This is a genomic window from Arthrobacter sp. NPDC093139 (assembly GCF_044754165.1).
Classification (GTDB): domain Bacteria; phylum Actinomycetota; class Actinomycetes; order Actinomycetales; family Micrococcaceae; genus Arthrobacter.
In genome coordinates, this window is the sequence record NZ_JBIVOO010000002.1 from 17,714 (window position 1) to 41,816 (window position 24,103).

Here is a 24,103-nt window from a genome sequence, read left to right on the forward strand (position 1 = left end):
AAGTGCAGGTTAGAAGCCGCCGCCTCCAGCGTCCGCTGCCATGTTGGCGAAGCGGGAGTAGTGGCCCTGGAAGGCAACCACGATGTCCTTGGTGGGGCCATTACGGTGCTTGGCGACAAGGATGTCCGCTTCGCCGGCACGCGGCGACTCCTTGTCGTAGACATCCTCGCGGTGCAGCAGAATGACCATGTCGGCATCCTGCTCGATTGATCCGGATTCCCGGAGGTCCGAGACCATGGGCCTCTTGTCCTGGCGCTGCTCGGAACCACGGTTCAGCTGGGAGAGGGCAATGACCGGAACCTGCAGTTCTTTGGCCAGCAGCTTGAGGGCACGGGAGAACTCAGACACTTCCTGCTGACGCGACTCCACCTTCTTGCCGGAACTCATGAGCTGCAGGTAGTCAAGGATCACGAGTTTCAGGTCGTGCTGCTGCTTCAGGCGGCGGCACTTGGCGCGGATTTCCATCAGGGACATATTGGGGCTGTCGTCGATGAACAGCGGGGCATCATTCATGCGGCCCATGGTGGTGGCGATCTTGGACCACTGCTCATCCTTGATGGTGCCCTTGCGGAGGTCCTGTAGGCCGATGGTGGCTTCGGCCGACAAGAGCCTCATGGCGATCTCGTTCCGGCCCATTTCCAGCGAGAACATAACAGTCGCGAGATTGTTCTTGATGGCTGCGGAACGGGCGAAGTCCAGGGCGAAGGTGGACTTGCCCACGGCGGGGCGCGCCGCTATGACGATCATCTGGCCCGGGTGAAGGCCGTGCGTCAATTCGTCCAGCTCGTAGAAGCCGGTTGGAACGCCCACCATGCCTTCACCGCGGTGGCCGGAGGCCTCAATCTCGTCCACGGTGGACTCCATGACGTCCTTCAGGACCACGTAGTCTTCCGCAGTCCGACGCTCGGCCACCGCATAGACCTCCGCCTGGGCCTGGTTGACGAGGTCTTCGACTTCGCCGTCCTGGCCGTACCCAAGCTGCACAATCTTGGTTCCGGCGTTGACCAGCCGCCTGAGGACGGCGCGCTCGGCGACGATTTCGGCGTAGTAGCCGGCGTTGGCCGCTGTAGGGACTGTCTGGATGAGCTCGTGCAGGTAGGCGGGTCCGCCAATCCTGTTGATCTCGCCGCGTTTGGTCAGTTCGTCCGAAACAGTCACCGCATCGGCGGGTTCACCACGGCCGTAGAGGTCAATCACCGCCTCGTAGATGGTCTCGTGGGCGGGACGGTAGAAGTCCTGGCCCCGGAGGATCTCGACGACGTCAGCAATGGCGTCCTTGGAGAGCATCATGCCGCCCAGGACGGACTGCTCGGCCGGAATATCCTGCGGAGGCTTGCGGCTGCCCTCGGTGCGGGTGCCCTCAATTGAGTCCAGGTGCGTAACTGACAAAACTGCCGTCCTCCATAGTGTCCGCAGTCCCTCAAGAGGCCTGCGGCAAGTCTGCCTGTGCCGTTTGGATGCGCCCCGCCGTGGAAGCTGCTGCGCCGGCTAAGGCAACTTCTACCAGCCGGCCCCGACAATTTCCGCGGAGGCCCGCGAGTCCAAGGCGACGCCTCATCCACAGGTTTTCCACAGGGCATAACCCATCAACGGAAGCCCTGAAAACGAGCCCCCAGATCCGGTTGGCTGTTGTGGCCCGCATGTCCTGAATCGGTGTCTCCGCTACGTTAGCGCCCGCCGGGCAACGCACAAAGCGGCGGGTTTTGCACGTCTGTGGATAACCTGTGCACAATGCCTCCCTGCTTGTGCACAGTCTGTGGGCGAAGCTGTGGATATCAAATATCTTTCACCCAACTATGGGGTTTGACCTGCGGAAACGTTCTTCCCGGCCTGTGGACTAAAAATTCTTTTCTTGAACCTTCATCCACAGGCTCAACCCTTGCGCTGGGGATACCGGCCGGTAGGTTCACGGTTTTCGGCGTCCAATATGCCCGCGGTGTGATCAATCTCGCTGGCATGGGGCGGGGATGCCGCGCTGCTCCCGTTCCTCCCGGCGCCAAGCGCCGAGCGTGGCTCGCTTTGGGAAGCCGCATGCGCATACCTGCATATGCTGTGGATAACGCATAACTGGCCTAAGCTCTAGATATGGGCGACGCATTGATAGTCATACTGCCTGTCCTCGTTCTCGGTGCGGTCCTGTGGGCCCTGTCTACCGCGCTCAGGCCGCGCGATTCCGGAATGTCGGAGGCGGAACGCTATCAGTTGGACCTGGCCATGCGGTCACAGGCCCACTACGCAGCCCAAGTCCAGGCTGCCACCGCGGCGCGTGCCCGGGTGGACGCGGCCACACGTCCCAGCCAGAACGAACAGCAACATACGCAGCAGCAGGACCACGCCCGGGAGGCGGTCCTGGCCCAGGCCTACCGCGGGGCAGCTTTGCCCGGCGGCCAGCTGGACCCACAGCTGGCTCTCCAGCTGCAGTCGATGGTGCGTAACGGGCAGAAAGTCCAGGCAATCAGGCTCCTGCGCCAGGCAACCCGTTCGGACCTCTTAACCGCCAAGCATTATGTAGATCGGCTTTAGAACCATGGAATCGCTTGTGATCCCCCTCCTGATCCTCGTGGCCGTCACCGTCGCAGTGACCCTGGCCGCCCGCGCATGGAACCGCCGGCAGAAGCCTGCCGACGGTCCCGCCCAGGCGCCGCCGGAGTCCGCTGAGCTGGCCAGGATGGCCGCTGCCAGGCTTTCCGAGGACGAGCACCGCAGGCTCTATGCCCTGATTGCCCAGGGCCAGGCGATGGCCGCGATCAAGCTCTACTACGAGGTTTCCGGACTCGGCCTGCGGGCCTCCCGGGATGCCGTTGCCGCGCTGGCCGCCCACCCACAGCCTTACCGTGCCGACCCGGCGGCGGCCACTGAACCGGACCCCGACGACGAACCTCCCCAGCGGTTCCCCTACCGGTACCGGGCGATCGCCAGCAAGGGCGATGTCACACGCGAAGTCAGCAGCAACATGCTCAATGACGAGATTTACGGCCGCATCCGCACCTTGGCCAAAAGTGGCAACACCGAGGCTGCCGCCACCGCCCTCACGAAGCATTCGGACATCACCATGAAGCAGGCACGTGAATTCATCGCCCTGCTGGATGACTAGCCCCAGCTGTCTGCTGGTCCGAAGGACGCCCGTCAGAAGTCGAAGAGCTCGCCCAGAAAGCCTTCCTTCTTCTTCGGCCGGCGCCGGTCGTAGTCGCGGTCATAGCCTTTGCCGTAGCCGCGGTCGTCATACCGCGGCTTGTCGTAGCGCGGCTGCTCCCGCCGCAGGTCCGGGTTCGGATACAGGGGAGGCGGGACCATGCCCGGCGCGGGCGGGGGAGACGCCGCCGCGGCTCCCCCCAACGAGTCCACACGGTCTATGATCTTGTCCAGCTCGCCGCGGTCAAGCCACACCCCGCGGCACTGGGGACAGTAGTCAATCTCCACACCGCTGCGTTCGCTCATGATCAGGTCAACAGAATCCAGAGGACATTTCATGTCCCGCACAACGAGCGGGTGCCGCGAATAGTTCACGGGGCGACCCCTCAGCGCCCGGTGCTGATTCCGGCCAGCAGCTGTTCAAACGGCAGGGACTCCAGCGGCGCCTGCCTCCTGCCTGGCTGTGCGCCGTCGAGAAGCCGGAAAAACTCATCCGCCGCACGCCCGATGCGGGCCGAAAGGGGGTTTCCGCCGTCGTCCGTATTTCCCCAGTCCTGGGGGCCGGCGAAGACGGCCGTCGCGGCCACGCGGGCGCGCAGGTAGCTGAAGAGCGGGCGCATGGCGTAGTCGAGCACCATCTGGTGCCGGTCGGTTCCGCCGGTGGCGCCCAGCAGCACGGCCTTTCCATCGAGCGCCTTGGGATCGAGCACGTCGATGAAGGACTTGAAGAGCCCGCTGTACGAGGCGCTGAAGACGGGCGTCACGGCGATGATGCCGTCTGAAGCCTCCACTCCTGCGATGACCTCGGCGAGGCGGGGGCCCGCGTACCCCGTAACGAAGTTGTTGGCCACGTCCACGGCCAGGTCACGGAGTTCCACCACATCGACCGTGACCTCGTAGCCGGCCGCCGAAAGCTTCCGGCGCGCCTCGTCTGCCAACTGGTCGGCCAGCAGCCTGCTCGACGACGGCACTCCCAGGCCGGCGGACAGAACGGTAATGCGGCGGGTCTCCACAGTGGTCTCCTCAGGGTCGGACCGTCTTCACGGTACATGCGTTTGCATCTAGTGAGTCCAACCGGGCGCGTCCGGTGTTTATTCCGGCTCAGAGATCGACGGCTCCCCGGATGCAGGTCACGGCATTCCCACCCACCCAGATGTCGTCCCCCTCGGATTCAATGTGGATGAGCCCCTTCCGTCCCAGCACAGTCCCCTGGGAGGCAACATACGACGCCGGTGCGCGCCCCGTGCCGGTCAGCCACTGGGCCGCGCCGGCATTGAAGCTTCCCGTCACGGGATCCTCGGGGGCGGCATCCCCGGGTATGAAGGTGCGGACCTCAAAGGTGGCGGGCGCTCCCTCGTCATACGGGCCTATGACGCCCACGGTGAGCCCCTCCATTGCGGCGTAGTCGGGCCTTAGTGCCAATACCTGCTCAGCGGACTCCAGCAGCACGCCGATCCACTCGGGGCCGTTGACGAGCCAGGAGGCATCCAGCAGCGCCTCCCGCGGCAACCCGAGGCCCGCAGCGATCCGCTGCAGGTCCTGCTCAACCACGGGACCTGACCGTGTCAGGGGCGGAGCGGCGAAAGCCAGCCTGCCGCCGTCGTATCTGACCCGCACCAGGCCCGCTCCGCATTCCTGGACCAGCACCCCGCTCTGCTGAGGCACGCCGCCGGAGTCCAGCCAGGCGTGGGCGGAGCCAAGCGTGGGGTGGCCTGCAAACGGGAATTCCTCGCTGCCGGTAAAGATGCGTACGCGGTAATCGGCCTCCGGCACGGTGGGCGTCAGCAGGAACGTGGTTTCCGACAGGTTGGTCCAGTTCGCGAACCGCTGCATGTGTTCAGCGGTGAGCTCCTCGGCGTCCATCACGACGGCGAGGGGATTTCCCCGGTACGGCTCGCGGGTGAAGACGTCCACCTGGGCAAAAGGACGACGGCGGACGGCTGTTCCGGTTTCTGGGGTCACCGGAGCAGGCTACCAGCCAGCCCCCATGGCGATGGACGTACACTGCGTCCATGGCAGAAAACAAGACACAGGTGACGGGTGCCTCGGCGGACGAATTCCTGGCAGCCGTGGAACACCCTGTCCGGCGCCAGGATGCACTCCGGCTCCGCGAACTCATGGCCAGGCTCACGGGGGAGGAACCAGAGATGTGGGGTCCGTCCATCGTGGGATTTGGCCGTTACCACTACAAGTACGGCAGCGGGCGCGAAGGGGACGCGGCGGCGGTGGGCTTCTCGCCGCGGAAGGCCGGCCTGTCCCTCTATGGCCTGAGCGCCGCGCCGGAGGCGGCTGAACTGCTCGCCCGGCTGGGCAAGCACAAGGTCGGCGCTGGCTGCGTCTACGTCAACAAGCTCGCGGACGTTGATGAAGACGCCCTGGCTGCGCTGATCCGCGCGGGCTACAGGTACTACACCACCGTGGTCCACCACGTCTGAGCCTGTCGGCGGCTTAGTCGTCACTGGCTCGAACGTCGTCGGTTTAACACGAAAGCCCCCGCTGCCGAATTCCCGGAGGAATCCGACAGCGGGGGCCGTCAGCAGTTCAGGGCTGCGCAGCAATCAGGCGAGAGGCCGGAAAGACTACTTGCCTGCGACTACGTCGAGTTCGATCACAGCGGCAACGTCGTCGTGCAGACGGACGTTGGCCTGGTAGGAACCAACCGACTTGATGTGCGTCGGCAGTTCAACCTTGCGCTTGTCGATGCGGCCAAGGCCAGCAGCCTCAACAGCGTCGGCGACGTCGGCCTGCTTGACCGTGCCGAACAGGCGGCCGCTTTCGCCGGCCTTGACGACCAGCTTGACCGGCTTGGCGGACAGAGCGGAGGCCTGCTTCTGAGCATCTTCCAGGGAAGCGTGCTCGCGGGCGACGCGGGCAGCCTTGATGGACTCAACCTGCTTCTCGCCACCCTTGGTCCAGGTCAGGGCGAAGCCGCGGGGCAGCAGGAAGTTACGTGCGTAACCGTCCTTGACCTCGATGACGTCGCCTGCAGCACCGAGACCGGTGACTTCGTGGGTCAGAATGAGCTTTGCCATGTTAGTTAATCCCTTCCTTAGCCGCGGCCAGCGCCGGAGTAAGGCAGCAGAGCAACTTCGCGGGCGTTCTTGATTGCCTGGGCGATCTTGCGCTGTTCCTGCACCGTGACGCCGGTGACGCGACGGGCGCGGATCTTTCCGCGGTCGGAGATGAACTTGCGCAGCAATGCTACGTCCTTGTAGTCGATGACGGTGATGTCAGCGGCCTTCAAGGGGTTGGACTTTGGTTTGGGCTTACGGAGTTCAGCCTTAGCCATCGTGGAGCTCCTTTTCTATGGAGCCCGTGGATATTGATCCACGGGATGGTGGTGGTCCGACGGCGGCAGTCACCTCGGTGCCTCAGGCACCCGGGCGGTCCCGGCGTCGGGCCTTTAATATGTTGTTTTAGAAGGGAGGTTCGGAATCCGGGCCGTTGCCCCAGCCGCCGCCCGCGTTGCTGACCCCGGGCGTTGCCCAAGGGTCTTCCTGCGCTGCGGGCTGGTTGCCGCCCCATGCTCCGCCGGTGTTGCCGCCCTGGTTTCCACCCTGGCCGCCACCGAACCCACCGCCGCTGTTGCCGCCGCCAAAGCCGCCCTGCGCGCCGTTTCCGGCACCCCCACCGCCGGAGCGCTGGGTGCGGTTGACCTTGGCGTTGGCGTAGCGCAGGCTCGGGCCGATTTCATCGACTTCGAGCTCGATAACGGTGCGCTTTTCGCCTTCTTTTGTTTCGTAGGAACGGCTCTTCAGCCGGCCGGAAACGATGACGCGCATGCCCTTTGTCAGGGATTCGGCAACGTTCTCGGCTGCTTCCCGCCACACCGACGCGCGGAGGAACAGGGTTTCCCCGTCCTTCCACTCATTGGACTGGCGGTCGAACGTGCGGGGCGTAGAAGCGATGGTGAAGTTCGCTACTGCCGAACCTGACGGGGTGAACCTCAGCTCGGGGTCATTGGTGAGATTACCGATGACCGTAATAGTCGTTTCGCCTGCCATCTACTGCCTCCTTGTTCGTTCCTGCGGGGTAAAGAATGAAAGCCGGGAGCTGAAATTACTCAGCAACGACCTTCTGCTCTTCGGGGCGGGTGATCTTGGTGCGCATGATGGTCTCGTTGAGACTCAGCTGGCGGTCAAGTTCCTTGGCGGTGTCCGGCTTGGCGGTGAAGTTCACCACGGCGTAGATACCTTCGGACTTCTTCTTGATGTCGTAAGCCAGGCGACGGCGGCCCCAGATGTCAACCTTTTCGATGGTTCCACCATCGTTGGTGATGACATTCAGGAACTTCTGAAGCGACGGCTCTACGGTACGCTCTTCGACCTCGGGGTCGATGATTACCATCAATTCGTAAGGACGCATATGTGAACCCACCTCCTTTGGGCTAAGCGGTTACGGCATTTCCGTAACAGGAGGTTCATTTGCGGTGCTGTGCATGCCCTTCTCCAAATTGGAGGCAGGACGCAGCACAGACTTCACTATCTTAGTGCATCGGGGAGGAATTCCGCGATTCGTGCGCTGTCTCGAGGCTAGCGCGGGAGTGACCCGGAAGGGAGCAGCGGAGACTCCTATGTGGAAAACCGGACCGCCTGGAAATCCAGCGCACTTGCGGCCTCCGCTGCCGTGAACGGGACGTCAGAAGGCCGAGAGCTTTACCTGCACCGTGTCCGAAGCTACGGAGACGCTGCCACGGAGGTAGAAATCCACCTGGTCACTCTCCTTCTCCCACTCGGGGCTGGTCCTGCTGAAGGACGCATTCCGCTCGTACGTCACGGACGCTTCCCCAGGCGTGGCACCGCTGAGCCGCCACGTGCCGTCGAAGGACCGTTGCAGCGTGTAGTCCGGTTCGGAGCTGATGGACCACTTCACGTTCCGGACGTCACCGAAGGCAAACCCCGAAAACGGGCAGCCCTGGGGATCCATCTCCGTGGATTTCGCGCAGGCAGCCAAGGCGGCGTCCACCTGGCGGGATGTCTCGGCCTGGAGGTGCTCCGAAGCCGTCACAGTGAGTTTCGCATCCTCCGCAGCCTGGGGTCCAGAGCCGACGGCCACCAGCACTTCCTGTTTGGCGGCCGCAAGGTACTTTTCATCTTCGGGAAGGCCGACGGAGTACGAGCCAGGGAAAGCCGGAACGCTGAAGTACGTGGAGAAAGCGTTCTCGTTCTCCTGCCCTGTCGGCACGGTGACACCGTTGATTGAGAGAGACTTCACGGCGGCATCGGCGGTGACGGCGACGCGCTGCAGCGGAGTGCTGCCGAGCGTCCAGTTGTCATCGAGGAGTTCCGGCTGGTTTTTGCGCAGGCTGAACGCCTGCTCGTGCTTCCGCCCGCCCTGCCTGAGCTCGACGTGTACCACCGCTGACTCGCCGGACACCTTGCTTGACAGCACCTCGAAGCCCTCCACCCGGTTCCCGGCCGCCCGGAAGACCTCGTTGGTCAGCAGGACCCTCTCCTCATTGGGAATGTCGGGGTCCAGAATGCCCAGGGCCTTCTCGGCATCTCCATCCACCAAGGCCTGAACGTATTCCCGCACCAGCTGGTCCGGACCGGCCTTGACGGCGTTGACCGCCACCACAGAACCGACAGCCAACACAACGACCGCTCCGACAGCGGACAGCGCCACCAGCGCGCGCTTCTTTCCCTTGGCCGAAAGCTCCCGGGCCATGCCGGACTCCTGGGCGGGACCGGATAGCGGGCTGCCGGGACCGTCCGCTTCCGGGCTGGCCGGGCCCGGCCCCGAGGGCGCCGTCGGTGCCTCTGCGGACCGGGCCGGAACAACGCGGGCAAGCCGCTGCAGCCGGGCCGGCACGAAAGGCAGCAGGTAAGGGGCCAGGAAGCGGGCCACGACTTCCGCCAGCAGCCCCCATGCCAGGAAGACCGCCGGCGACCACCAGGCCGGGGCCAGAAGAAACTGCCCCGAAGCGAGTCCCGGGACGTCGAAACCTGCCTGCGCGGTGAGCAGCGGGATCAGGAGCAGTCCCAGGACAAGGAACGCCGCGGGCACAGGAATCCACGACAGAATGTCGGTGGTCGTCGCGCGGCCCCTGCGAAGCAGAACAGCAAGGCCTGTAACAACCGTGCAGGCCAAGGCCAGCGCCAGGGCGGCCCACGCGCCGGCTGCCGCATCACTGCCGGCCACATCCGCTCCGAACCCGTACACCATGTGATCATCGCTCCGGCTCTCCCGTCCGCCCAGGATCTGTGACGTCTCCGTGAGTACACGCAGGCCTCCGAGATGCCCGGCCACGAGGCCGTAACCCACCGCGTTGCCGATCCACAGGGGACCGGACAGCAGGGCGCTCCAGCCCCCGGACACCGCGGCTGTGATCCATACAGCGGGAACGGCGACGGCAGCAAAGCAGGAAGCATGGAACGCAACCGCGGCGAGGGGCAGATTCAGTGCGCCAAGAACGCGCGCCGGACGAGCTGGCGGGGTGCGGCGGGCAAGGACGCCGCTTCGGGCCACCGCGGACATCCCCGCGCCGATGACGAAGGCCACGACAACCGACCAGGGACTGCCGGCGGACACTGGCTCGACAGTGAACGCTTCGGTGTCGGGATACCGGATGGGGGCTACCGCCGCCACACCATTGACCAGCAGGGAATAGACCACCCCGGTAACAACAGACTGGAGCAGGAGCTGAGGCCTGCCAGCCGAGGGGAGTCTCTGTTCGGCGACGCGGCTGCCGAAATAGACACTCAACGCGCTGGCCAACAGCAACGTCACGGGAACCACATAGGCCATCCCGTCCCCGCGGATCGTTCCGAAGAAGGGCACAGCACCCTGGACCACAGTATCGACGGCGCCCAAGTGCGCCATGGCAACGAGTTGTGCGCTGAGCTGGCCCAGCTGTGACCAGGCATCCGGCGTTTCCTCCGCGGGCAAGGCTCCGTCAAGCGCCGGGACCAGGGTGCCCTGGCTCGCGGCAATGCCGGCAAGCGTGAGCACCAGCAAGGCTAGGCTGGAGATCAACACCGCCAGATAGGACGCTACGGATACAGCGGCACCTGCCCAGAGCCGGCCGATATCCAGGGCGGCGGAATCCCGGGGCGGCTCGGGAGCCGTTCCGGGCTGAAGGTACTCGGGAGCCATTCCGGGTTGAAGAGCTTCCGGAGGTGTTCCCGGCTGGTTCGGCGGCAGTTGCGGCGCGGCGTGCGCGGAAACAGGTGGTTGATGCGACATTTTCCCCAATTTTCTGTCGGACTCCGAGTGTCGCTGTGAATCTAGAGGGAAAACTGCCGGGGTGCCAGTCATATGACGGCCAGATGTGGATAAGTTCCACAGAACGAAATACTGGAGCCATGACGATTTTGAAGTCGGTTCTGCTTTTCGCCCTTGCCGCTGCCGCCGAAATCGGCGGTGCCTGGCTCATATGGCAGGCGGTGCGGGAAGACAGGGCGTGGTGGTGGGCCGGGCTCGGCGTCATTGCCCTGGGAATCTACGGCTTTATGGCCGCCTTCCAGCCCGATGCCAATTTCGGGCGCGTCCTGGCTGCGTACGGCGGGGTGTTCATCGTGGGTTCGCTGCTATGGGGCATCATCTTGGATGGCTTCAGGCCGGACCGCTGGGACCTCATCGGCGCAGCCGTGTGCTTGGCCGGGGTTGCGCTGATCATGTTCGCGCCCCGCCAGGGCTGACGTCCAGGGTCAGTCTGCCGGGCCCATCCGGCGGGCGGGCCGCTGCGGTCCGCCTGCCGGATGGTTCACTTCAGAGGTACAGCCTGTTCAGGCGGAAACTACGACGCCGGCCCTGCCCCCACCTTGGCGGGTTCCGTTTCAGGGGCGGTCCCCGCGGAGTGTCCGGCACCGGGAACGTCCTTGCGGTAGCGCCAGATGCCGACGCCGAACAACCCTGCCCCAATGACGCCTGCGATGGCGATCATGGACAGGTGAGGCACCGAGGGACAACGACAGGTTACTGCTGTGCACTTTTGTAACGGGCCGGTAATGTTCGCGCGGAAAGGCAGAACTACGCCGCTGCCCCGAAGAAGCGCTCGGCCACCTTAGCAAGGCCAAATGGATCCTCCACGCCGCACAATTCCCTGGCGGAGTGCATGGACAGGAGGGGCACGCCCACGTCTACGGTCCTGATACCGAGCCGCGTGGCCGTCAGCGGTCCGATTGTGGAGCCACATGGCATCACGTTGTTGGACACGAACTCTTGGTACGGGACGCCGGCCTCACCGCTGAGCCGCGCCCAGAGGGCCGCACCCTCAGCGTCCGTCGCGTACCGCTGGTTCGCGTTGATCTTCAGCAGTGGCCCCCCGTTCAAGATGGGGCGGTTGACAGGATCGTGGCGTTCCGGATAGTTCGGGTGGACCGCGTGGCCGGCGTCGGCGGAAACGCAGAACGACGCCGCAAACGCCTGCCGCCGCTGGCTTGCCGAGGCTCCGAGGCCGTCGGAAATGCGGGTCAGGATGTCCTCGAGGACCGGTCCGGAGGCACCCGAGCGTGATGCCGACCCGATTTCCTCGTGGTCGAAGGCGGCCAGCACCGCGATCGGGGCGGTTCCGCCTTCATGAGTGCCGCTTGAGCTGGCCGAGGAGTGCGCGGCTAGGGCCGCCAGTCCGGCATGCGTTGCCGAAAGGTTGTCCAGGCGGCCGGACGCAAAAAGCTCACTCTTCGCCCCGAAAACCGCAGGTGGCTGGGTGTCCGCAACGACGACGTCGTATCCGCCGATCTGCGCAGGGTCAACAGGGCCGGTGCCCATGACGCGTTCGGCCAGCAGCCCCAGCAGGTCCTCGCCGGCGGGGTCGCCGAGTCCGAAGACCGGGTTCATGTGCTGCTGCTTGTCCAGGGTGAGGCCCTCGTTCACCGCCCGGTCCAGGTGGATGGCCAGCTGGGGAAAGCGCAGAAGCGGGCCCGTGGCAGTGAGGTGCTGGGTCCCGTCCAGCAGAACGAGGCGCCCGGCGAGCTGCAGTTCACGGTCAAGCCATGAGTTCAGCAGGGGTCCGCCGTAGATTTCCACGCCCGCCTGCAGCCAGCCGAACTTGCCGGTGGTCGGCTTGGGCTTGAGCTTGAACGACGGGGAGTCCGTGTGCGTGCCCAGGATGTTGAATCCCGTGGTCGGGCCTGCGCCTTCCGGGGTGACCCACGCGATCAGGGCGCCGTCCCGGATCACGTAGAACTTGCCGGACACCTCATTCCAGGATTCCCGCTCGGCCAACGCGGAGAAGCCTGCCTCATCGAGCCGTCGCGCCGCTTCGTGGACTGCGTGGAAGCTCGACGGCGAGGCGCTGACGTAGTCGCCGAGGTCCCGGATGTGGTCTGCGGCTGAGGAGTGGAGAGGCATGGCTCCGAGTCTAGCGCTGCCCTAGATGGTGACGTTGAGGCCAGCGGTGTACCCGGCCGATGCCGACCCTGACATGGTGGCCAGCTGGTAGATGCCGCCGTCATCACCGAAGACGTTGTCCGACTGCAGCGTGGTGTTGGGAAAGTTCCGGGCGCTGGTTTCATATCCCGCGGACGCGTAGACGTCCTTGCAGGCGGCGTCTGTCATGGCGATCTGCGAGACGGCCAGGACTTGCCCGGCCGCCGTGGCGTTGTTCATGGATTCGAAGACTTCGAAATGGATATGCGGCCAGCGGCCGTTGTAGGCTCCCGGGTAAATGGTCTTGAACGTGACCTGCCCGTTGGCGTCCGCCTCCTGCACCCCGCGGAGGTAGTTCTCGTTTTCCAGCCCGGAATCGTACAGGGAGTACCTGCCCTCGCGGTCGCAGTGCCAGGCGTAGACGGCTGCGCCGGCCAGGGGCACGCAGCCGTTGGCGTTGTCGAGCAGGGTCAGCGTGACTGTCAGCGGCACGCCGTCGGCCTTGGTGCTGGACGTGCCGAAGCTGGACGTCATGTCCTGCCGCACCACACCGGACGCTTCCAGGACGTTTGGCCCGTTGGACCCGTCGCCCCGGTACGGTCCGGCCGTTTCCTTGGGAATCTCCACACCGCACTCGGCGATGGCGCGGGTTACGGTGGGAGAAGCCGCGGGCGCCGTCGTCGTTGCCCTGGACCCCGGGGCGGCGGACGTTGTTCCGGCAGGGGACGAAGGGCCGGAGCCGGATCCACCCGGCGTGCACGCCGCCAAGGCGGCGGCTGCTGTCCCGGCGCCGAAGAACATGCCCAGGGAGCGGCGGGTCATGAGCGTGGAAAGGTCGAATTCGAGACCGCGGTCATGGTTGGGATGTGGTTCGTGCGGGGGCTGCTGCCCGGCCGGGGTGCGTGATGTGCTCATGGATCCATGAAACGCCACTCAGCGTTGGCCGGGATAGGGCAATCCTGTGGAAAGAAGCTGTGAGCGCAGCGCACTCACGGCCAACAGCCGGCTCAGTAGTCCGGATTGGTCGGCGTCACGAGCCCCGTTTCGTACGCGTAGACCACTGCCTGGACGCGGTCCCGCAAGTGCAGCTTCGTGAGGATCCGCCGGACGTGGGTCTTGACCGTGGCCTCCGAGAGGAAGTACCTGTGCGCGATCTCAGCGTTGGACAGTCCCTCGGCCATGGCCTCCAGCATTTCCGTTTCCCGCGGAGTGAGGTCCTCCAGCAGCGGATCCCGGCGGGCAGGCGCACCGGCGGCGGACGGGGCAGCGGCACCGCCGCCGCGGACGTACATCTCCAGGAGGCGCTGCGTGACGCGCGGCGCCACCACGGCGTCGCCGCTGGCCACCACCCGCACGGCCTGGACGAGCTCGGACGGGGCCACGTCCTTGAGCAGGAACGCCGATGCTCCGGCCTGCAGCCCGGCGAAGGCGTACTCGTCGATGTCGAAGGTGGTGAGAATGATGATCCTGGCCCGCGAACCGGAGCCGGTGATGGCGCGGGTGGCCTCGATCCCGTCAAGGACCGGCATCCGCACATCCATGAGCACGACGTCCGGCTGGAGTTGGCTGACCTGCCTGACGGCGTCCGCCCCGTCGGAGGCCTCGCCCACGACGCGGAAACCGTGTTCTCCCTCCAGAATGAGCCGGAAGCCCATCCGCAGCAGTGGTTGGTCATCCGCCAGCAGGACCCGGACCTGTCCGGTATCACTCATTCTTCCCCCTTGGTGCTGTTCAGCGTCAGGACGGCCCGCACCCGCCAGCCGCCGTTTGCGGTCCGCCCCGCCTCCACCGTACCCCCGTAAATCCCCGCCCGTTCCTTCATCCCGGTCAGGCCCTGCCCGCTGCCCAATGTGCTGCCCGGACTACCTGTGCCGGCGGCTCCGGCGCTGCCGGCGGAGGTTTCCGCATTGCCGCGGCCGTCGTCAACCACTTCGATGCTGACCGTGGAACCTTCCCGCAGCACCATGACGTCCACGCGGCTCAGCGCCCGGCCGTAGCGCAGCACGTTGGTCAGCGACTCCTGCACTATCCGGTAGACCGTCAGCTGGAAGGCCGCATCCGAGGGCAGGGCAGGCCCCGTATGGGAATAGTGCACAGGAAGGCCGGCCGTACGGAAGCCCTCAAGAAGCGAAGCGAGGCTGTCGGAGGCCAGCGGCTGGCGCGGCGCCTTCCCGGCTGAGCCGTCGTCACGCAGGACGCCGAGGACCCGTCGCATGTCGGCCAGGGCTGTCCGCCCCGTCCTGGATAATTCGGCAAGCACGTCCGCGGCGCGGTCAGGGTTTTTGCCGACCACGACGGCGGCCCCGTCCGACAGCGTGACCATGACGGTCAGCGAATGGGCCACGATGTCGTGCATTTCCCGTGCGATACGGTTCCGCTCATTGACTGAACCCAGGCTGGCTGCCTGGGCAGCCCACGCCGCGACTTCCTGTTCATGTTCGCGGCGCTGGCGGACCGAGATCCCGATGCCGGTGGCGACGATGTTGGAAAGCGCGATGCTCGTTCCCGCGGCAATGCTGGAAACCACCTGAAACTCTTCGGCTGACGCCGCATGGGCCGGCAGTTGCCTCTCCAGCGGCCCCACAGTAGCGAAGAAGTACAGCAACGCCAGCGGGGCGGTCGCAAGGGCAAGGGTGACCAGCGCAAAGCGCCGGGTGTGCACCACGGCCACGGCGTAGAGCGAGAACCACAGCCCCGCCGAAACATTAGAGCCCCACGGATGCAGCAAAGTGACGGCCACTTCCACCAGCGCGATAAACGCGACGAGGGCAACCGGATGGCTCCGCCGGAAAAACAGGGACAGTGCGACGGCAACGAGCAGGCCCGCCGCCAGCCAACCGCCGTCGCGCACTGCATCAACCATTGTCGGTGTCACCAGCAGCAGGTAGCTGGCGGTCACCACCGCATCCATGAGCCGCGGATGCCGGTGCAGGTAGCGGCGGACACGGCCGCGGCGCCGGGCAGAAATCTCGGCGAAGGACGCGCCGGCCAGGCCGCCCGGCGCGTCCCTCACGCGAACAGCATCAGTCATGGATGGAGGGCGGGTGCGGGCCTACACATCACGCTTTTTCAGCAGGACCATGGCGATGGCCAGCGGCACCACAACCCAGGCGCCCAGCACCAGGGCCGCCTGCCAGGCTTCGAGCGTGTCCGGGACGTGCTCCACAGCGGTCAGCGGATTGATGGTGTTGCCCGGCAGGTACTTGCGGGCCTCCTCGAAGAACTCGCCGGGAATCAGCTGGAAGGCGATGGGGGCCACGAAGAACAGTCCCACAAGGCTCATAATGCCGCCGGCCGAGTTGCGGACCAGGGTCCCCATTGCCATGCCGATGGCTGCCACGGCCGCCACGTACGCACTGTTGACGAGCAGCAGCTTGACGGACTGCGAGCTGCCCAGGTCCAGTGTGAGTCCGTAGTTGTCCAGGATCGGAACAGATACCAGGCCGGCAATATACGTGGACACGGCCGTCAGGACGAAAGCACTGACCATCACGACGACGAGTTTCGCGACGAACGCCGGAATCCGCTTGGGGACGGCGGCGAAAGTGGAACGTGCCATTCCGGTCGTGAACTCCGAGCTCATCAGCAGCACACCCAGTGACCCGAGGATCAGCTGGGCGAACGCAATGCCGGACGTGGGAACGGTGACCGCCAGGTCCCCGCCCTGGGCCGCAATGGCCTCCGCGGCCTGGGGATCGGACGCCGCCGCATCAGCGAACTGCCCGGTTCCCCACGCGGAGAGCGCGCCGAATCCCACCATGACCACGGCGGTTGAGGCGAGCAGGATCAGGGTGGACAGTAGGGTGCGGAACTTGATGAATTCAGAGTTCAGGACGCGGACGAAGCTGGGGCCGGGTCCGGGACGCACGGCGTTGTTGACGGGGCCGGCACTGCCGGATCCGGGCTGGGCGAAGGTTGATGTGCTCATGGCTCTAGTTGCCTCCGGGCTGGGCGGGAACCGGGGCCCCCGTGGTGATCAGCGAGTGGTATTCGACCTCATCCTTGGTCAGTTCCATGTAGGCCTCCTCAAGGCTGGCCTGCAGGGGAGTGAGTTCGTAGATCATGACGCGGTTGTCGAGCGCCGCGCGTGCGATCCTGCGGGGGTCAAGGCCCTTGACCTCGAGGAGCTCGTGGTCCTGCACTTCAATGGACACCCCATCTCCGGCGAGGACGTTCATGAGCTGCTCCGGCTGGTCCGTGCGGACTCGGGTCCTGCGCTGCCCGTTGCCGGTGATGATGTCCTTGATGGGGGCGTCGGCGATGATCTTGCCGCGTCCGATCACGATCAGGTGATCTGCCGTCAGGGCCATCTCGCTCATGAGATGGCTGGACAGGAACACCGTGCGGCCCTCGGAGGCCAGGAACCTGACGAGATTCCGGACCCAGACGACGCCTTCGGGGTCGAGGCCGTTGACGGGTTCGTCCAGGATGATGGTCTGCGGGTCGCCCAGGAGCGCGGCGGCGATGCCGAGGCGCTGCCCCATGCCGAGGGAGAAACCCTTGACCTTCTTCTTGGCGACGTCGCCCAAGCCCGTCATCTCGATGACCTCGCGGACGCGTTTCTTGGGGATGCTGTGGGTGGCGGCCATCGCCAGCAGGTGGTTGTAGGCCGACCGTCCCGTGTGGACGGCCTTGGCGTCCAGCAGGGCGCCGATCTCACGCAGGGGAGCCGCGTGCCGGGCGAAGGGCTCACCGTTTACGGTGACCGTTCCCGCCGTCGGGCTGTCCAGCCCCATGATCATGCGCATGGTGGTCGATTTGCCAGCCCCGTTGGGGCCCAGGAATCCGGTTACCCGTCCGGCCTGGACGGTGAAGTTGACGCTGTCGACGGCGGTTTTGTTGCCGTAGACCTTGGTCAGGCCTTGTGCCTCAATCATGGAAGCGGTCCTTTGCGTGCTGCGGAGTGCCGGTTGGGTGTGCACGTTCCACGCTACCGACGCCCCCGGCCGATTTCGCCGGTCTCAGGGATGATTCAGGGTCGATTCAGGGTTCGGCAGTGTCATCCGGACGGATGAGCCTCAGTCCTCATCCAGTGGCGAGTAGTACGTCAAAGCGCCCCGTTTGAGGGCGAACTCGGCCACCCTGACGCCGGGGATGGTTTCGCCGTCTACCGCGAGCACCATGGGTGCGGAGCCGGCCTCAATCCGCACGTGCGTGGCCTCCCTCAGATGCGTGATCCTGGACGTCGCCACGGTGCCTGTCAGCACGGACCACAGCATGCGGATGCGGGCGAAGGACTCATCCGCCGTGATCATCCTGACGTCCAGCACCCCGTCATCCAGCACCGGGCGGAGCAGCGGGGCGTGGTCCCTGGGGTAATGGCGGCCCCGGCCGAGGTACATGATCCACACTTTGTGCCGCACGCCATCCACCATGATCGTGATGGGCTTTTCGACGGCAAATGTCCGGAACATCGCCACCACCCCGGCCAGTGGCTTTCCCAGTGCTGGCTGGAGCTGCTCGCGCCGGCGGACCAGATTCGGGTAGAGGCCGATGCTCGCGGTGTTCAGCATGATGAGCTCGGTCTTTTCGGGGTCCTCCGCCAGCCCCCGTTCGACCGAGACGATGCCAACGTCCGCCCGCGCTGCCTGGCCTTCAGTGGCGGCTGCCACCGCTTCCCTGAGTGAAGGCGTGCCGGCGTCGCGGGCAAAGTGGTTCAGCGTTCCGCCGGCGAGTACCAGGAGGGGAAGGTTAAGCTGGATGGCGGCCGCAGCAGCAGTGCCGACGGTTCCGTCCCCTCCCCAAACGCCGAGTGCTCGGATGCCGGGGCTGGCAGCGGCAACCCCCATCTGTTCTGCCACATCATGGTCAGGTTCGATGATCGTTATATGCGCCCGAGGGAATACTTCTTGGAGCGCAGCTGCGGTCTCCTCAGTGAATGAGCCGCCGAGTGTGTTGACGGCGATGCTGAGGCCTTCGCCCTGGGGCAGCTTCGCCACTTCGACCCGGCTCCTGGTCGTGGGCGGAAACGGCGGACGGACGGGCCACCAGGTCCTGGTCACGAGCGCGGCACAGGCCCCGATGGCCGACCCGAAAAGGACATCGGAGGGCCAGTGTGCCCCTGTATGCACCCGGGAGTATGCGACGCCTGCGGCGACTGGCGCCACCGCCGCTCCCAGTGCCGGCTGCACGAATCCTGTGCCCAGCGCGAAGGCAACCGCCGATGCCGAATGCCCCGACGGCATCGAGGAACTTGTCGGTTGCGGATGTACGAAGCGGAACACCGGCAGGTGCTCCGGCAGGGGCCGTGTGCGTGGCAGCAGTGTTTTGAAGCCCAGGTTGGTTATGGCGGATGCCACGCCCTGGGCAAGAAGGCCGTGTACGGCAGCCCGGCGGGTGCGTCCGGGAACAAGGGCGGCCAGGGCGGCGACGCCGAACCATAATTTGCCCTTGTTGGCGGAAGCGGACAGTCTGCGGAAGAAAGTGTCGTGGTGGCCTCCCGGGAATCCCGAGACCAACCGCAGCAGGGCGCGGTCCATGCCGGCCACCCAGCCCGGGCCCCTTCGCAGCATTCTTCGCATTTCCCCACCCTACCGCCGGCTCCCTTGGAGGAAAGGGTACCGCCCCGGCGGACTTACTTCCGGGAAGAAAGCGGCTTGGCGACGCCGGCAAGCAGCAGTGCCACCAGGATCGGGGCACCGATCGCCAGGAGCGCGAGGTGGATTCCGGTGAGGTCGCCCAGATAGCCGAGCAGCGGCGGACCGGCCAGGAAGGCCACGTAACCGATCGTGGACACAACCGATACCCGTGCTGCCGCATGGTTCGGGTCGTCCGCTGCGGCGGACATGCCCATGGGGAACGCCAAGGCGGCTCCGACTCCCCACAGTGCCGCCCCCACTGCGGCCAGCCAGACGTTGCCGGCGAAGACGAACAACCCAAGTCCGGCAGCGGCCGCTGCCATGCTGGACCGCAGCACTGCCACGCGTCCGTACCGGTCGATGACGCTGCCTCCGACGAACCGCATGCCCGTCATGGCCAGGACAAACAGGGCAAACAGCAGCGCGCCGGTGGATTCTGATGTGCCAAGGCCGTCAACGGCGGCCTTCGCGATCCAGTCGTTGCCCGCACCCTCTGTCAGTGTGGCACCGAGCACCACCACGCCGATGAGCAGGGTCCGTGAGTCACGCCAGGCGGAGGGACCGCGGTCCGGCTTGGCCTCCTCGGCGGGGGACTGCTGTGCCGCCGCCTCATGCGGAATAAAATAGCGCGGCGTAATGAACGTCAGGACGGCAACGACCGCGGCGATGACCAGCAGGTGCTGCGGCAGTCCGACTCCCAGCCCGGAAAGACCCGCGCCGATGAGTGCCCCCACGAAGGCGCCGCCACTGAAGGCCGCATGAAACTTGGGCATGATCGTCCGCCTGAGGCGATGTTCGACGTCGGCGCCTTCAACATTTTGCGAAACATCCCACAGCCCGATTCCGATGCCGAAGAAGAACAGCCCCACGGCAGTGCCCGGCACCGACTCCGCCAGCAGTGACATGGCGATTGCCACCCCGGCCAACGCGGCCAGAAAGCCGCCTGCCCGGACGCTGTTCGAGGTGCCGATCCGCCCGATGACGTGTCCTGCGGTGGGCAGCGCAATCAGTGAGCCGACCGCCGTGCACAGCAGGAGCGTCCCCATCTGGCCGGACGAAATATGGAGCATCTCCGTGACCGCCGGAATACGGGCCGCCCAGCTGGCGAAAATCAGGCCGTTCGCACCAAAAATGATGAACGTGGCTATGGCTGCGGCGGATACCTGGCGCTCGGCGATCTGCTGGGTGGTAGTCATTCGACAACTCTAGCGATGCCTGCCGCCCGGCAGCTCACCCCATGGCCTACCGGGCGCGTTCTACCCGCTTTTCGTCCCACACGGGCTCGGGGGATTCATAGACCCGGCCGTCGGAGCCGAACACCAGGAAGCGGTCGAAGGTTCGGGCGAACCAGCGGTCGTGCGTCACCGCAAGGACTGTGCCCTCGAATTGGTCGATGGCCCGCTCAAGCGCTTCGGCTGAATGCAGGTCCAGGTTGTCCGTGGGCTCGTCGAGAAGGAGGAGCGTGGCTCCGGAGAGCTGCAGCAGCAGGATCTGGAACCGCGCCTGCTGGCCACCGGAAAGCGACTCATATTTCTGCTCGGACTGGCCTGCCAGCCCGTAACCGTCCAGGGCTCCGGCGGCGGCCTCACGGGCGAGCCCGGAGCGGTGTTCGTCGCCGCGGTGCAGGATTTCCAGCAGCGTTTTGCCCAGCAGATCGGGGCGGACATGGGTCTGCGCGAAGAATCCCGGACGGATGCGGGCGCCGAGTTTCACGGTCCCCTCGTGGGGCACTTCGGCGATCTCGACGTCGGACACCGGCAGGTGCTCCCGCTCCGGATCGGTGCCGCCGGTGGCGAGCAGGCGCAGGAAGTGGGACTTGCCGGAGCCGTTTGAGCCCAGCACACCCACCCGGTCCCCAAACCAGATTTCGGTGGAGAACGGCTTCATGAGGCCGGTCAGCTCGAGCTTTTCCGCCACCACGGCGCGCTTGGCGGTGCGTCCGCCCTTGAGCCGCATCCGCACGTTCTGTTCGATGGGCAGCGCCTCAGGGGGCCCGACCTCCAGAAACTTCGCGAGGCGCGTCTGCGCCGCGTGGTAGCGGTTGGCCATGTCCGAGCGGAACGCCGCCTTGTTCTTGTACATGTTGACGAGTTCCTTGAGCTTCACGTGCTCCTCGTCCCAGCGTTTACGCAGCTCCTCAAAGCGGGCGTTGCGGTCGGCCCGCGCCTCGACGTAAGAGCCGAAGCCGCCGCCGTGCACCCAGGCCCCGGCGCCGTTGATGCCGGGTTCGAGGGTAACGATGCGGCCCGCGGCGTTGTTCAGCAGCTCACGGTCGTGGCTGATGAAGAACACGGTCTTTTTGGATTCGTTGAGCTTGGCTTCGAGCCAGCGTTTGCCCGGGACGTCGAGGTAGTTGTCTGGTTCGTCGAGGAGCAGCAGCTCGTCGGGGCCGGCGAAGAGCGCCTCGAGCACCAGCCGTTTCTGCTCGCCGCCGGAAAGGCTCGACGCCGGGCGGTGCTGTGCGCGGTCGAACGGGAGTCCCAGCGCGGCCATGCAGACTTCGTCCCACACGGTCTCGACGTCATAGCCGCCGGCGTCTCCCCAGTCCACGATTGCTTGCGCATACTGCATCTGGGTGGGCTCGTCGTCGTGCTCCAGCATGGCGAGTTCGGCGTCGTCCACCGCACGGGCAGCGGCAGCCAGCGGTGCCGGGGCTGCCGAGACCAGGAGGTCCTTGACCGTAGAGTCGTCCCGGACCTGGCCGACGAACTGGCGCATGATGCCCATGTTCCCGGACCGTCCTATGACGCCTTCGTCCGGGGTGAGGTCGCCGGCGATGATGCGGAACAGGGTGGTCTTGCCGGTGCCGTTTGGTCCGATCAGCGCGGTCTTGGTGCCGTCAGGGACTTTGAAGGTCACCCCGTTCAGCAGCTGGGTGCCGTCGGAGAGGAAGTAGTCGATGCCGGAAACGTCAATATGGGCCACTGATCTATCTTCCCACGGCAGCATCCACCCCTCCCTCACGTGCCGCCGACGGACCCCGGACCCTCCCGCGGTATCAACAGTTCAGTGCGTGCGGGAGGGTCGGCTGGAAGGCTGAGTAACAGCAGGATGGTTCGCTCAGCCCGCTGCGGTGAGGAACTTCTTCAGCAGCGGCCCGGACGTCGTGGCTCCGAGGCCGCCGTCCTCCACGAAAACGGCCACAGCCAGGTCGCCGTGCGTCGCGATGATCCACGCGTGGGTCTTCGGCGGGTTTTCGGTGCCGAATTCGGCAGTGCCGGTTTTCGCACCCACGGGCTCGCCGGGCACGTCAGCCAGGAAACCCGCGTGCCCTGACGTCACCACGGCGCGCATCATGTCAGCCAAGGACGCGGCTTCGGCCTTCGTCAGCGGTTTTTCCGCTGCCGGGGCGGGCGCCTCAGCCGTGACGGTCGACGACGGCGCCGCCCCATCTGCGGGCGGCGCACTGGCCGTCTCGGTCGCCGATGGGGACGCCCCCGGGGCCGCATCAGGGTTGAGGACCAGCACCGGCGAGACGGGCGCGCCCTTTGCCACCGATCCTGCCATGATGGCGGCCGCCAGCGGCGACATCAGCACCCTGCCCTGGCCGATCATGGCTGCGGCGTGCTCGGTTCCTTCTGCTTCACCGGGAACGGATCCAAGGAACGCGTCAGCTCCCAGTTTCGGCGCCTCAACGGCCACGCCGAGGGAGGTGGCCGCCGACTCCAGCTGGGCTTGGGTCACCTTGTCCCGTGCGGCAATGAACGCTGTGTTGCACGAGTGCGCAAAGGCGTCGCGCAGGGTCACCGACCCCAGCGATTCCTTGGGGTAGCCCTCGGCGTTCTTGAACGTGCGCCCGTCCACCGTGAGCGTGGGTGTGCATTCCACCTTCGAATCCGGGGTGAGCCCGTTGCGCAGCATGGCCAGCGAATCCACCACCTTGAAAGTGGAGCCGGGTGCGTATTGCCCCAGCATGGCGGTGTTGTAGCCGTTGCTTCCCTCACCCGACGCCGCGGCCAGAACGGCCCCCGTGGAGGGACGGAGCGCCACGATGGCGGAGGCAGGCTTGACGTCGGCGAGGGTGTCCTCGGCAATCTGCTGCAGCTTGGGATCAAGGGTGGTCTTGAGCGGTGTTCCGGCCGTGGCCTGGATCTCGAAGACCGTCCGGCGCGGGTCGGTGGGGGCGTCCCGGATCTCGGCAGCGGTGAGGTCGGCGCGCTGGACCCGGATCACAATGCCGTCCGTGCCGCGGAGCTGGGCGTCGTACTGCTGCTGCAGGCCGCCGGTTCCGATAACGTCACCGGCGGTCAGGGCGCCGTCGGACTTTTCGATCTGTTCCGCGCTGGCCTCGCCCACGGTCCCAAGAACGGCCCGTGCGAAGGTGCGCGTGGGGGCGAGGGGCAGTTTGTCGGCGATGGCCCGGCCGCCCGGAATGGCAGCGATCTCTGCGTCGGTCACGGAGCGGCCGGGGGTGTCTCTCAGCGTGATGGCGGGAACGAAGGCCTCTGGCCCCGAAGCCTCGACCTGCTGGGCATAGGCGGCGGGGTCGACGCCCACGAGTTTGGCCAGTTTCGTGGCCGAATCTGCTGCGTCGGCGTTGCCAAGCTTCGGTTTGTCGATGCCGACGTTCACCACGGGCCGGTATGTGACGAGCTGGACATCCTGGGCGCCCAGAATGTCTGCCCGCTGCGGGGACTGCGTGGCTTTGCTGAGGATCTCCCCTTCCGCGAGGTCCGGCACGAGCATCCCCGGGGACCAGACCGTCAGCCACTTATCGCCCGACTTCCGCAACTGGGCCTTGACCGTGTACTTCCACTCGCTGGTCTCAATTTTCCAGCTGTAGTTCAGCGGAACGCTGGCCGTGTCCCCGTCGAGCTGGAGCTCGCCCGTTTCGACGGTCGGCTTCACCGGCTGGAGCGCCTTGAAGACCTGGTTCAGGTGGTCGTTCGCGACGGCGGAGTCCCGGCCGTCGAACGCCACGGGACGCACATCCAGCCCGGCGACCGCGGATGCCAGTTGCTTCGCGGCAGCCTCGGCACCGCCGCGGCCGTCGTCGCAGGCGACCAAAGCCGTGCCAAGTATCAGACCTATAAGAGCGAGCGAAAGATTTTTGTAGTTCCCCATCGCGCCATTATCCCCCG

24 protein-coding genes are annotated in these 24,103 nt (G+C 65.8%); 4 read left to right on the forward strand and 20 right to left on the reverse strand.

Features of this window, described 5'->3' with window-relative positions; all coding sequences use genetic code 11:
* Window positions 1-9: 9 nt before the first annotated feature.
* Window positions 10-1,389 carry a replicative DNA helicase gene (dnaB, locus tag ACIP90_RS03145; RefSeq protein ID WP_400576841.1) on the reverse strand — a complete coding sequence of 460 codons (1,380 nt, stop codon included), beginning with the start codon at window positions 1,387-1,389 and terminating at the stop codon, window positions 10-12.
* A 696-nt stretch (window positions 1,390-2,085) separates the two neighbouring features.
* Between dnaB and ACIP90_RS03150 the strand changes: the two genes are divergently transcribed.
* Together ACIP90_RS03150 and ACIP90_RS03155 are read left to right on the forward strand one after the other, a co-directional pair.
* Window positions 2,086-2,523, forward strand: a complete 438-nt coding sequence (locus tag ACIP90_RS03150) for a hypothetical protein (RefSeq protein ID WP_400576843.1) — start codon at window positions 2,086-2,088, stop codon at window positions 2,521-2,523.
* Window positions 2,524-2,527: 4 nt separating this feature from the next.
* Window positions 2,528-3,094 carry a hypothetical protein gene (locus tag ACIP90_RS03155; protein WP_400576846.1) on the forward strand — a complete coding sequence of 189 codons (567 nt, stop codon included), beginning with the start codon at window positions 2,528-2,530 and terminating at the stop codon, window positions 3,092-3,094.
* A gap of 32 nt (window positions 3,095-3,126) precedes the next feature.
* Here ACIP90_RS03155 and ACIP90_RS03160 read toward each other — a convergent pair whose 3' ends face one another.
* The 3 genes from ACIP90_RS03160 to ACIP90_RS03170 form a co-directional block, all read right to left on the reverse strand.
* The gene (locus ACIP90_RS03160; protein ID WP_400577694.1) at window positions 3,127-3,471 is read right to left on the reverse strand and encodes a zf-TFIIB domain-containing protein; all 345 of its coding nucleotides are present in this window, start codon (window positions 3,469-3,471) and stop codon (window positions 3,127-3,129) included.
* Between the two features lie 47 nt (window positions 3,472-3,518).
* Window positions 3,519-4,145 (reverse strand): FMN reductase, encoded by a 627-nt coding sequence (locus ACIP90_RS03165; protein ID WP_400576849.1) that lies wholly within the window; start codon window positions 4,143-4,145, stop codon window positions 3,519-3,521.
* 88 nt (window positions 4,146-4,233) lie between these two features.
* Window positions 4,234-5,094 (reverse strand): PhzF family phenazine biosynthesis protein, encoded by an 861-nt coding sequence (locus ACIP90_RS03170; RefSeq protein WP_400576851.1) that lies wholly within the window; start codon window positions 5,092-5,094, stop codon window positions 4,234-4,236.
* Between the two features lie 50 nt (window positions 5,095-5,144).
* On the opposite strand from ACIP90_RS03170, the gene ACIP90_RS03175 reads away from it, so the two are divergent.
* Entirely contained in the window at window positions 5,145-5,567 is a 423-nt protein-coding gene (locus tag ACIP90_RS03175; protein WP_400576853.1) for a DUF1801 domain-containing protein, read from the forward strand.
* Window positions 5,568-5,711: 144 nt separating this feature from the next.
* Here the strand turns inward: ACIP90_RS03175 and rplI are convergent, their stop codons facing one another.
* The 5 genes from rplI to ACIP90_RS03200 all read right to left on the reverse strand — a co-directional run bounded on the left by rplI (window position 5,712) and on the right by ACIP90_RS03200 (window position 10,227).
* The gene (gene rplI / locus ACIP90_RS03180) at window positions 5,712-6,164 is read right to left on the reverse strand and encodes a 50S ribosomal protein L9 (RefSeq protein ID WP_400576855.1); all 453 of its coding nucleotides are present in this window, start codon (window positions 6,162-6,164) and stop codon (window positions 5,712-5,714) included.
* Window positions 6,165-6,181: 17 nt separating this feature from the next.
* Entirely contained in the window at window positions 6,182-6,421 is a 240-nt protein-coding gene (rpsR, locus tag ACIP90_RS03185; RefSeq protein WP_003800144.1) for a 30S ribosomal protein S18, read from the reverse strand.
* Between the two features lie 127 nt (window positions 6,422-6,548).
* Window positions 6,549-7,136 (reverse strand): single-stranded DNA-binding protein, encoded by a 588-nt coding sequence (locus tag ACIP90_RS03190; protein WP_400576857.1) that lies wholly within the window; start codon window positions 7,134-7,136, stop codon window positions 6,549-6,551.
* 55 nt (window positions 7,137-7,191) lie between these two features.
* On the reverse strand, window positions 7,192-7,497 hold the full coding sequence (gene rpsF / locus ACIP90_RS03195; protein ID WP_050683795.1) for a 30S ribosomal protein S6: 306 nt from the start codon (window positions 7,495-7,497) through the stop codon (window positions 7,192-7,194).
* Between the two features lie 273 nt (window positions 7,498-7,770).
* On the reverse strand, window positions 7,771-10,227 hold the full coding sequence (locus ACIP90_RS03200; RefSeq protein WP_400576859.1) for a hypothetical protein: 2,457 nt from the start codon (window positions 10,225-10,227) through the stop codon (window positions 7,771-7,773).
* Window positions 10,228-10,436: 209 nt separating this feature from the next.
* Between ACIP90_RS03200 and ACIP90_RS03205 the strand changes: the two genes are divergently transcribed.
* Complete coding sequence (locus ACIP90_RS03205; protein ID WP_400576862.1) at window positions 10,437-10,772, forward strand: YnfA family protein; 336 nt, start codon at window positions 10,437-10,439, stop codon at window positions 10,770-10,772.
* Window positions 10,773-10,870: 98 nt separating this feature from the next.
* On the opposite strand, the gene ACIP90_RS03210 is transcribed toward ACIP90_RS03205, so the two are convergent.
* The 11 genes from ACIP90_RS03210 to ACIP90_RS03260 all read right to left on the reverse strand — a co-directional run bounded on the left by ACIP90_RS03210 (window position 10,871) and on the right by ACIP90_RS03260 (window position 24,086).
* Window positions 10,871-11,032, reverse strand: coding sequence for a hypothetical protein (locus ACIP90_RS03210; protein ID WP_400576865.1), 162 nt, complete (start codon window positions 11,030-11,032; stop codon window positions 10,871-10,873).
* 71 nt (window positions 11,033-11,103) lie between these two features.
* Window positions 11,104-12,426: a M18 family aminopeptidase gene (locus tag ACIP90_RS03215; RefSeq protein WP_400576868.1), complete on the reverse strand. Its 1,323-nt coding sequence runs from the start codon at window positions 12,424-12,426 to the stop codon at window positions 11,104-11,106.
* A 21-nt stretch (window positions 12,427-12,447) separates the two neighbouring features.
* Entirely contained in the window at window positions 12,448-13,359 is a 912-nt protein-coding gene (locus ACIP90_RS03220; protein ID WP_400576870.1) for an intradiol ring-cleavage dioxygenase, read from the reverse strand.
* Between the two features lie 92 nt (window positions 13,360-13,451).
* The gene (locus tag ACIP90_RS03225) at window positions 13,452-14,156 is read right to left on the reverse strand and encodes a response regulator (protein ID WP_400576873.1); all 705 of its coding nucleotides are present in this window, start codon (window positions 14,154-14,156) and stop codon (window positions 13,452-13,454) included.
* Window positions 14,153-15,475, reverse strand: coding sequence for a sensor histidine kinase (locus ACIP90_RS03230; RefSeq protein WP_400576876.1), 1,323 nt, complete (start codon window positions 15,473-15,475; stop codon window positions 14,153-14,155). The genes ACIP90_RS03225 and ACIP90_RS03230 overlap by 4 nt, the downstream gene beginning before the upstream one ends.
* Window positions 15,476-15,496: 21 nt before the next feature.
* Window positions 15,497-16,372 carry an ABC transporter permease gene (locus ACIP90_RS03235; RefSeq protein ID WP_400576879.1) on the reverse strand — a complete coding sequence of 292 codons (876 nt, stop codon included), beginning with the start codon at window positions 16,370-16,372 and terminating at the stop codon, window positions 15,497-15,499.
* Between the two features lie 4 nt (window positions 16,373-16,376).
* Window positions 16,377-17,321 (reverse strand): ABC transporter ATP-binding protein, encoded by a 945-nt coding sequence (locus ACIP90_RS03240; protein ID WP_400576881.1) that lies wholly within the window; start codon window positions 17,319-17,321, stop codon window positions 16,377-16,379.
* A 141-nt stretch (window positions 17,322-17,462) separates the two neighbouring features.
* A complete protein-coding gene (locus tag ACIP90_RS03245) occupies window positions 17,463-18,965 on the reverse strand; it encodes a bifunctional phosphatase PAP2/diacylglycerol kinase family protein (protein ID WP_400576884.1) in 1,503 nt (500 codons plus the stop codon).
* A gap of 53 nt (window positions 18,966-19,018) precedes the next feature.
* Complete coding sequence (locus tag ACIP90_RS03250) at window positions 19,019-20,218, reverse strand: MFS transporter (protein WP_400576886.1); 1,200 nt, start codon at window positions 20,216-20,218, stop codon at window positions 19,019-19,021.
* A 46-nt stretch (window positions 20,219-20,264) separates the two neighbouring features.
* A complete protein-coding gene (locus ACIP90_RS03255; protein WP_400576887.1) occupies window positions 20,265-21,947 on the reverse strand; it encodes an ABC-F family ATP-binding cassette domain-containing protein in 1,683 nt (560 codons plus the stop codon).
* Between the two features lie 135 nt (window positions 21,948-22,082).
* Window positions 22,083-24,086 carry a penicillin-binding transpeptidase domain-containing protein gene (locus tag ACIP90_RS03260; RefSeq protein WP_400576890.1) on the reverse strand — a complete coding sequence of 668 codons (2,004 nt, stop codon included), beginning with the start codon at window positions 24,084-24,086 and terminating at the stop codon, window positions 22,083-22,085.
* Window positions 24,087-24,103 lie beyond the last annotated feature (17 nt).

Coding starts and splice junctions, on each gene's coding strand:
- ACIP90_RS03150 (WP_400576843.1), top strand. CDS start 2,086: ATGGGCGACGCATTGATAGTCATACTGCCTGTCCTCGTTCTCGGTGCG.
- ACIP90_RS03155 (WP_400576846.1), top strand. CDS start 2,528: ATGGAATCGCTTGTGATCCCCCTCCTGATCCTCGTGGCCGTCACCGTC.
- ACIP90_RS03160 (WP_400577694.1), bottom strand. CDS start 3,471: ATGAAATGTCCTCTGGATTCTGTTGACCTGATCATGAGCGAACGCAGC.
- ACIP90_RS03175 (WP_400576853.1), top strand. CDS start 5,145: ATGGCAGAAAACAAGACACAGGTGACGGGTGCCTCGGCGGACGAATTC.
- rplI (WP_400576855.1), bottom strand. CDS start 6,164: ATGGCAAAGCTCATTCTGACCCACGAAGTCACCGGTCTCGGTGCTGCA.
- rpsR (WP_003800144.1), bottom strand. CDS start 6,421: ATGGCTAAGGCTGAACTCCGTAAGCCCAAACCAAAGTCCAACCCCTTG.
- ACIP90_RS03190 (WP_400576857.1), bottom strand. CDS start 7,136: ATGGCAGGCGAAACGACTATTACGGTCATCGGTAATCTCACCAATGAC.
- rpsF (WP_050683795.1), bottom strand. CDS start 7,497: ATGCGTCCTTACGAATTGATGGTAATCATCGACCCCGAGGTCGAAGAG.
- ACIP90_RS03200 (WP_400576859.1), bottom strand. CDS start 10,227: ATGGCTCCCGAGTACCTTCAGCCCGGAACGGCTCCCGAGCCGCCCCGG.
- ACIP90_RS03205 (WP_400576862.1), top strand. CDS start 10,437: ATGACGATTTTGAAGTCGGTTCTGCTTTTCGCCCTTGCCGCTGCCGCC.
- ACIP90_RS03215 (WP_400576868.1), bottom strand. CDS start 12,426: ATGCCTCTCCACTCCTCAGCCGCAGACCACATCCGGGACCTCGGCGAC.
- ACIP90_RS03220 (WP_400576870.1), bottom strand. CDS start 13,359: ATGAGCACATCACGCACCCCGGCCGGGCAGCAGCCCCCGCACGAACCA.
- ACIP90_RS03225 (WP_400576873.1), bottom strand. CDS start 14,156: ATGAGTGATACCGGACAGGTCCGGGTCCTGCTGGCGGATGACCAACCA.
- ACIP90_RS03230 (WP_400576876.1), bottom strand. CDS start 15,475: ATGACTGATGCTGTTCGCGTGAGGGACGCGCCGGGCGGCCTGGCCGGC.
- ACIP90_RS03235 (WP_400576879.1), bottom strand. CDS start 16,372: ATGAGCACATCAACCTTCGCCCAGCCCGGATCCGGCAGTGCCGGCCCC.
- ACIP90_RS03240 (WP_400576881.1), bottom strand. CDS start 17,321: ATGATTGAGGCACAAGGCCTGACCAAGGTCTACGGCAACAAAACCGCC.
- ACIP90_RS03245 (WP_400576884.1), bottom strand. CDS start 18,965: ATGCGAAGAATGCTGCGAAGGGGCCCGGGCTGGGTGGCCGGCATGGAC.
- ACIP90_RS03250 (WP_400576886.1), bottom strand. CDS start 20,218: ATGACTACCACCCAGCAGATCGCCGAGCGCCAGGTATCCGCCGCAGCC.
- ACIP90_RS03260 (WP_400576890.1), bottom strand. CDS start 24,086: ATGGGGAACTACAAAAATCTTTCGCTCGCTCTTATAGGTCTGATACTT.